The organism is Kitasatospora sp. NPDC001175 (genome assembly GCF_053598215.1).
The window spans coordinates 61277-67276 of sequence record NZ_JBSFJU010000043.1 but is presented as its reverse complement, the minus strand read 5'-3'; the positions used below and the strand labels follow the sequence as shown (position 1 = coordinate 67276).

Here is a 6000-nt window from a genome sequence, read left to right as displayed (position 1 = left end):
TTACATTCCGAACCCGGAAGCTAAGCCTCACAGCGCCGATGGTACTGCAGGGGGGACCCTGTGGGAGAGTAGGACGCCGCCGAACAATTATTCAGAAGAAGCCCTCTCCCAGACCGGGAGAGGGCTTCTTTGTTGTAGGGTCAATGCCGCACAGTTGTCGTACCGTCAGGAGGCCCCCAGGTGGAGGTCCAGGAGACGCGCGTTCAGACCGACCGCGTCCTCACCATTCCCAACCTGCTCAGCATGGGTCGGTTGGTCGGGGTGCCGATCTTCCTGTGGCTGATTCTGTGGCCGGTCTTCGGTGGGCCGGAGAACGACGGCTGGGCGATCGTCGTACTGATGCTGAGCGGGGTCAGCGACTACCTTGACGGGAAGTTGGCCCGGCGTTGGGGGCAGATCAGTCGGCTCGGGCAGATTCTCGATCCGGCTGCGGACCGGCTGTATGTGATCTCGACGCTGGTCGGGCTGACCTGGCGAGGGATCCTGCCCTGGTGGGTGACGGCAATTCTGGCGGCGCGGGAACTGTTCATCGCCTCACTGCTGCCCATTCTCAGCCGGTACGGCTATGGCCCGCTCCAGACGAGTTTCCTCGGTAAGGCCGCGACCTTCAATCTGATGTACGCGTTCCCGCTTCTACTGCTGGGGAGCGGTACGGGATGGCTTGCCACCGTGGCTGGGATCGTCAGCTGGGCCTTCATCTGGTGGGGAACCACGCTCTACTGGTGGGCGGCGATCCTGTATGCGGTGCAGGCCAGGCAGATCGTCAAGGCGGAAGCCGCGGCGCGCTGACTGCCGTCTGGGGACGCACACTGACGGTGTGGCGGGTTCAACTTGCCGAGATGCATGAGAGCCGTTGCATACGTTTGTGAGGCGGCGTGCAGTTGTGGCCGCGCGGGTGAGACAAGGCCCACGGCGTCACGGTGAGTCGGACGTAATCATCCGGGTAGAGATGCCCTGAAACGGTTTGATGGATCCCAGGGTCCACCACCGCGAAGGAGGATGCACCCGTAATGAAAGCCGTTGTGATGGCCGGGGGCGAGGGCACCCGCCTCCGGCCGATGACGTCGAGCATGCCGAAGCCGCTGTTGCCGGTCGCGAACAGGCCGATCATGGAGCACGTGCTGCGGCTGCTGAAGCGGCACGGTCTCACCGACACCGTAGTCACCGTGCAGTTCTTGGCCTCGTTGGTGAAGAACTATTTCGGCGACGGTGAAGAGCTGGGTATGCACCTCACATATGCCAACGAGGAGGTTCCGCTCGGCACGGCCGGGAGTGTGAAGAACGCCGAGGACGCGCTCCGGGACGACTCGTTTCTGGTGATCTCGGGGGATGCGCTCACTGACTTCGATCTCTCCGAACTGATCGCTTTCCACCGGCGTAAGGGGGCGCTGGTCACCGTCTGCCTGACCAGGGTGCCCAACCCCCTGGAGTTCGGGATCACGATCACCGACGAGAGCGGGCGGGTCGAACGGTTCCTGGAGAAGCCGACCTGGGGGCAGGTCTTCTCCGACACGGTCAACACCGGCATCTACGTCATGGAGCCGGAGGTCTTCGACTACGTCGCGGCCGGCGAGCCGGTTGACTGGTCCAGCGATGTCTTCCCGCAGCTTCTCAAGGAGGGGAAGCCGGTCTACGGCTATGTCGCCGAGGGCTACTGGGAGGACGTGGGTACGCACGAGAGTTACGGCAAGGCGCAGGCGGACGTCCTCGAGGGCAAGGTCGACGTCGAGCTCGACGGCTTCGAGATCTCGCCCGGTGTCTGGGTGGCCGAGGGCGCGGAGGTGGATCCGGAGGCGGTGCTCCGCGGGCCGCTGTACATCGGCGACTACGCCAAGGTGGAGGCCGGGGTCGAACTGCGTGAGCACACCGTGCTGGGCAGCAATGTGGTGGTGAAGCGCGGAGCGTTCCTGCACAAGGCGGTCATCCACGACAACGTCTACATCGGTCCGCAGAGCAACCTGCGGGGCTGTGTGGTCGGCAAGAACACCGACGTGATGCGGGCGGCCCGGATCGAGGACGGGGCGGTGATCGGGGACGAGTGCCTGATCGGCGAGGAGTCGATCATCTCGGGCAACGTCCGGGTGTACCCGTTCAAGACCGTCGAGGCTGGTGCCTTCGTCAACACCTCGGTGATTTGGGAGTCGCGCGGCCAGGAGCACCTGTTCGGGGTGCGCGGGGTGTCGGGCATCCTCAACGTCGAGATCACTCCGGAGCTGGCGGTCCGGCTGGCCGGCGCGTATGCCACGACGCTCAAGAAAGGGGCCACCGTCACCATTGCGCGTGACCACTCGCGCGGTGCGCGTGCGCTCAAACGGGCGATGATCTCGGCGCTGCAGACCAGCGCGATCGACGTCCGGGACCTGGAGAACGTGCCGATGCCGGTGGCCCGCCAGCACACCGCGAGGGGCAGTGCCGGCGGGATCTTCCTGCGGACCACTCCAGGGGTGCCGGACTCTCTGGACGTCCTCTTCTTCGACGAGCGCGGGGCGGATCTCTCGCAGGCCGGGCAGCGCAAGCTCGACCGGGTGTACGCGAGGCAGGAGTACCGGCGGGCGTTTCCGGGCGAGATCGGGGACCTGACCTTCCCGTCCAGCGTGTTCGACTCCTACGCGGGCAACCTGCTCAGGGTGGTGGACACCACGGGTGTGCGGGAGGCCGGGCTGAAGGTGGTGGTTGATGCCGCGCACGGCAGTGCCGGGCTGGTGCTGCCCAGCATCCTCGGGCGACTCGGTGTCGAGGCGTTGACGGTCGGCACCGGCCTGGACGAAGGCCGTCCGACCGAGGACGCGGAGGAGCGGCGGGCGGGCCTGGCTAGGCTCGGTGAGCTGGTCTCCTCGTCGAAGGCGGCCTTCGGGGTGCGGTTCGACCCGGTCGGCGAGCGGGTGTCCTTCGTGGACGAGCTCGGCCGGGTGATCGAGGACGACCGGGCGCTGCTGGTGCTGCTCGACCTGGTCGCGGCCGAGCGGCGCAGCGGGCAGGTGGCGCTCCCGGTGACCACCACCCGGATCGCCGAGCAGGTGGCCGCGTACCACGGCACGCAGGTCTGCTGGACCACCACCTCGCCGGACGATCTGGCCAAGGCGGCCGCCGCCGAGGGCACGGTGTTCGGCGGGGACGGCCGAGGCGGCTTCGTGGTACCGGAGTTCAGCGGCGTGCTGGACGGCGCGGCGGCGTTCGTGCGGCTGTTGGGCCTGGTGGCCCGTACCCAGCTGACGCTCAGCCAGATCGACGCGCGGATCCCGCAGGCGCACATCCAGCGGCGGGACATCGCGACGCCGTGGGCGGCCAAGGGCATGGTGATGCGTTCGGTGGTGGAAGCGGCAGGGAACCGCCGGCTGGACACCACGGACGGCGTCCGGGTGGTGGAGGCCGACGGCCGCTGGACGCTGGTGCTGCCGGATCCGGCCGAGGCGGTGACCCACCTCTGGGCCGAGGGCCCGGACGACGCGGCCACCGAGCAGCTGCTGGAGGAGTGGGCCGCGGTGGTGGACGCGGCTGGACGCTAACACGGCGGTCGCATGCCGGGGTCGAGGGAAGCCGAAGGGTTACCCCGGCCCCGGCAGGCTGTTCCAGGGCCCGTCGAGCGGCCGGACGGTGGTTCGTGGCCTACCCGGCCGGTGCCGGGTGGCTTGCGGGGGCTGTGCACCCGCCGCATCCGCGACGTGGGACGATGTACCGCATGCCAGCACCGAGGACGCCGAGTGACCGGGACGGACGCTATTCGCGTCCCGACGCTTCGATGTCCCTCCTGACCAACGTGATGGACCACAGCCTCGACGACGGTTATGCCGAGGCGGCCAGGTTCCGCGGGGCGGAGGGCACCAGCAGGCTGCCCGGCTCCCTGCGCGGCCGGCTGACGCTGGCAGTGGGACTGGCCCTTGCTGCGGCGGTGGTGACAGTGGGTGCGGTCAACAACGAGGAGGCGGCACCGACCCTGGCCAAGGAGCGGGACGCGCTGATCCACCGGGTGAACGACGCCACCAGCGGTGCCGACAGGTTGCAGAAGCAGGTCGAGAGCCTGCGCGACAAGGTCGGGCAGGCCCAGCAGCAGGCCCTGCGATCCCAGGGCGACGGCGGACTCGCGGCGGTCGCGGGACAAGCGGGCACGGGTGAGGTGTCGGGTCCCGGGGTGAAGCTGGTGATCGAGGACGCCTCGGGTACCGGGGCCGGCGGTTCGGCGAACAATCCGCGCCAGGCCGACGGTTTCCAGAACACCGGGCGGCTGAGGGACCGCGATCTCCAGCTGATCGTGAACGGGTTGTGGATCGCCGGTGCGGAGGGCATCGCGATCAACGGGCAGCGGCTGACCGTGCTGTCGGCCATCCGGGCGGCGGGCGATGCGGTGCTGGTCGACAACCGGCCGCTGGTGCCGCCGTACACGGTGCTGGCGACCGGGGACGGGCAGGGGCTCGCCACGGCTTTCCAGAACGCGGAAGCCGGGCACTACCTGCGGCTGATCCAGGATGCGTACGGGATCAAGTCCAACCTCTCGACGCAGAAGAAGGTGACGCTGCCGGGTGCGCTGGGCATCACGCTGCGGTACGCACGGCCGGTGACCGCGGCGCCGACGCCTTCGCCTTCGAGGTCGGCCTCGGCCTCGGCCGCTGCCGCCTCGCCGTCGTCCAGTACTCAGCAGTCGTCGAGTGCTTCGCCGTCGTCGAGTGCTTCGCCGTCACCCAGTGGGGCGACCAGATCCAGCAAGAGTCCGTCGATCCCCGCAGGGACAGGAGCAGCTACACCGTGATTGCCGTACTTGGTCTCGTGATCGGGGTGGTCGTCGGCGTCTTCGTACAGCCGGAGGTGCCGGATGCCGTGGTGCCCTATTTGCCGATCGCGGTGGTGGCGGCCCTGGACGCGGTGTTCGGCGGTGTCCGGGCGATGCTGGACGGGATCTTCGACGACAAGGTGTTCGTGGTCTCGTTCCTCTCCAACGTCGTGGTCGCGGCGCTGATCGTCTTCCTCGGTGACAAACTCGGGGTCGGCTCGCAGTTGTCCACGGGCGTGGTGGTCGTGCTCGGTATCCGCATCTTCTCCAATGCCGCGGCGATCCGGCGACATGTGTTCCGGGCCTGAGAGGGGGAGGGATGAGCGAGGACGAGAAGACCAAGCCCGAGGCGGAGAAGGTCGAGGCGGCGAAGCCCGAGGCGAAGACGCCTGCGGCGGTGACCGCTGTCGTGGTGCCCGCCGCCCCGCCGACGGCCGAGGAGCAGGTGGAGGAGCAGCCCGAGGAGAGCGGTCGGGACGGCGCGGCCGACCGTCCGGTCACGGCGCCCGACGACGCCAGACGCCGGTTGAAGGCGGCGTTGTGGCCGCCGCGCCTCTCGCGCGGTCAGTTGGTGGTGGCCGTGCTGCTGTTCTCGCTCGGCCTCGCGCTGGCGATCCAGGTGCGTTCGACCAGTGACCACAGCAACCAGCTCCGTGGCGCCCGCCAGGAGGATCTGGTTCGTATCCTCGACGAACTGGACAGCCGTCAACAGCGTCTCCAACAGGAGAAGACGCAGCTCGAGCAGTCCCTGACCCAGTTGGAGAACAGTTCCAACCAGGCGAAGGAGGCTGAGGAGCAGACCAGGAAAAAAGCGACCGAGCTCGGAGTGCTCGCCGGCGCCGTCAAAGCCACAGGTCCGGGCATCGTACTGACTGTCGATGATCCCCAAGGGCAGGTGAAGGCGGATATGCTGCTGGACACCCTGCAGGAACTTCGAGCGGCGGGGGCGGAGGCGATTCAGATCAACGATGTGCGCGTGGTGGCGAGCACCTACTTCACCGATACGTCGGCGGGTGGTGTGCAGATCGACGGTAGGAAGGTGTCGCAGCCGTTCCGATTCACCGTGATCGGGAACCCGCAGGACCTGACGCCTGCTCTCAACATCCCGGGTGGTGTGGTGCGCACCCTGGAGAAACAGCAGGCACAGGCCACGATCACGGTGCCGCAGTCGGTTACCGTGGATGCGCTCGCCACCCCGAAGACCTCCCAGTACGCCACGCCGGCGGCAAAGTGAC

Annotated in this window: 6 protein-coding genes and 1 rRNA gene; 6 read left to right on the top strand and 1 reads right to left on the bottom strand. The window is 67.9% G+C overall.

Annotation, left to right across the window (positions count from 1 at the left end):
* Together rrf and ACWDAK_RS26820 are read left to right on the top strand one after the other, a co-directional pair.
* Nucleotides 1-85, top strand: a 5S ribosomal RNA gene (rrf, locus tag ACWDAK_RS26825); the annotation flags it as partial.
* A gap of 95 nt (nt 86-180) precedes the next feature.
* Nucleotides 181-789 carry a CDP-alcohol phosphatidyltransferase family protein gene (locus ACWDAK_RS26820; protein ID WP_344634742.1) on the top strand — a complete coding sequence of 203 codons (609 nt, stop codon included), beginning with the start codon at nt 181-183 and terminating at the stop codon, nt 787-789.
* Nucleotides 790-826: 37 nt separating this feature from the next.
* On the opposite strand, the gene ACWDAK_RS26815 is transcribed toward ACWDAK_RS26820, so the two are convergent.
* Entirely contained in the window at nt 827-1111 is a 285-nt protein-coding gene (locus tag ACWDAK_RS26815) for a hypothetical protein (RefSeq protein WP_344634759.1), read from the bottom strand.
* Here ACWDAK_RS26815 and ACWDAK_RS26810 point away from each other — a divergent pair.
* The 4 genes from ACWDAK_RS26810 to ACWDAK_RS26795 all read left to right on the top strand — a co-directional run bounded on the left by ACWDAK_RS26810 (nt 1011) and on the right by ACWDAK_RS26795 (nt 5999).
* Entirely contained in the window at nt 1011-3506 is a 2496-nt protein-coding gene (locus ACWDAK_RS26810) for a mannose-1-phosphate guanyltransferase (protein WP_344634741.1), read from the top strand. The two genes, ACWDAK_RS26815 and ACWDAK_RS26810, sit on opposite strands and share 101 nt — an antisense overlap.
* Nucleotides 3507-3739: 233 nt before the next feature.
* Nucleotides 3740-4744 carry a DUF881 domain-containing protein gene (locus ACWDAK_RS26805; RefSeq protein ID WP_427394966.1) on the top strand — a complete coding sequence of 335 codons (1005 nt, stop codon included), beginning with the start codon at nt 3740-3742 and terminating at the stop codon, nt 4742-4744.
* Complete coding sequence (locus tag ACWDAK_RS26800) at nt 4741-5073, top strand: small basic family protein (protein WP_344634739.1); 333 nt, start codon at nt 4741-4743, stop codon at nt 5071-5073. The genes ACWDAK_RS26805 and ACWDAK_RS26800 overlap by 4 nt, the downstream gene beginning before the upstream one ends.
* A gap of 11 nt (nt 5074-5084) precedes the next feature.
* Nucleotides 5085-5999, top strand: a complete 915-nt coding sequence (locus ACWDAK_RS26795) for a DUF881 domain-containing protein (protein ID WP_427394967.1) — start codon at nt 5085-5087, stop codon at nt 5997-5999.
* Nucleotide 6000 lies beyond the last annotated feature (1 nt).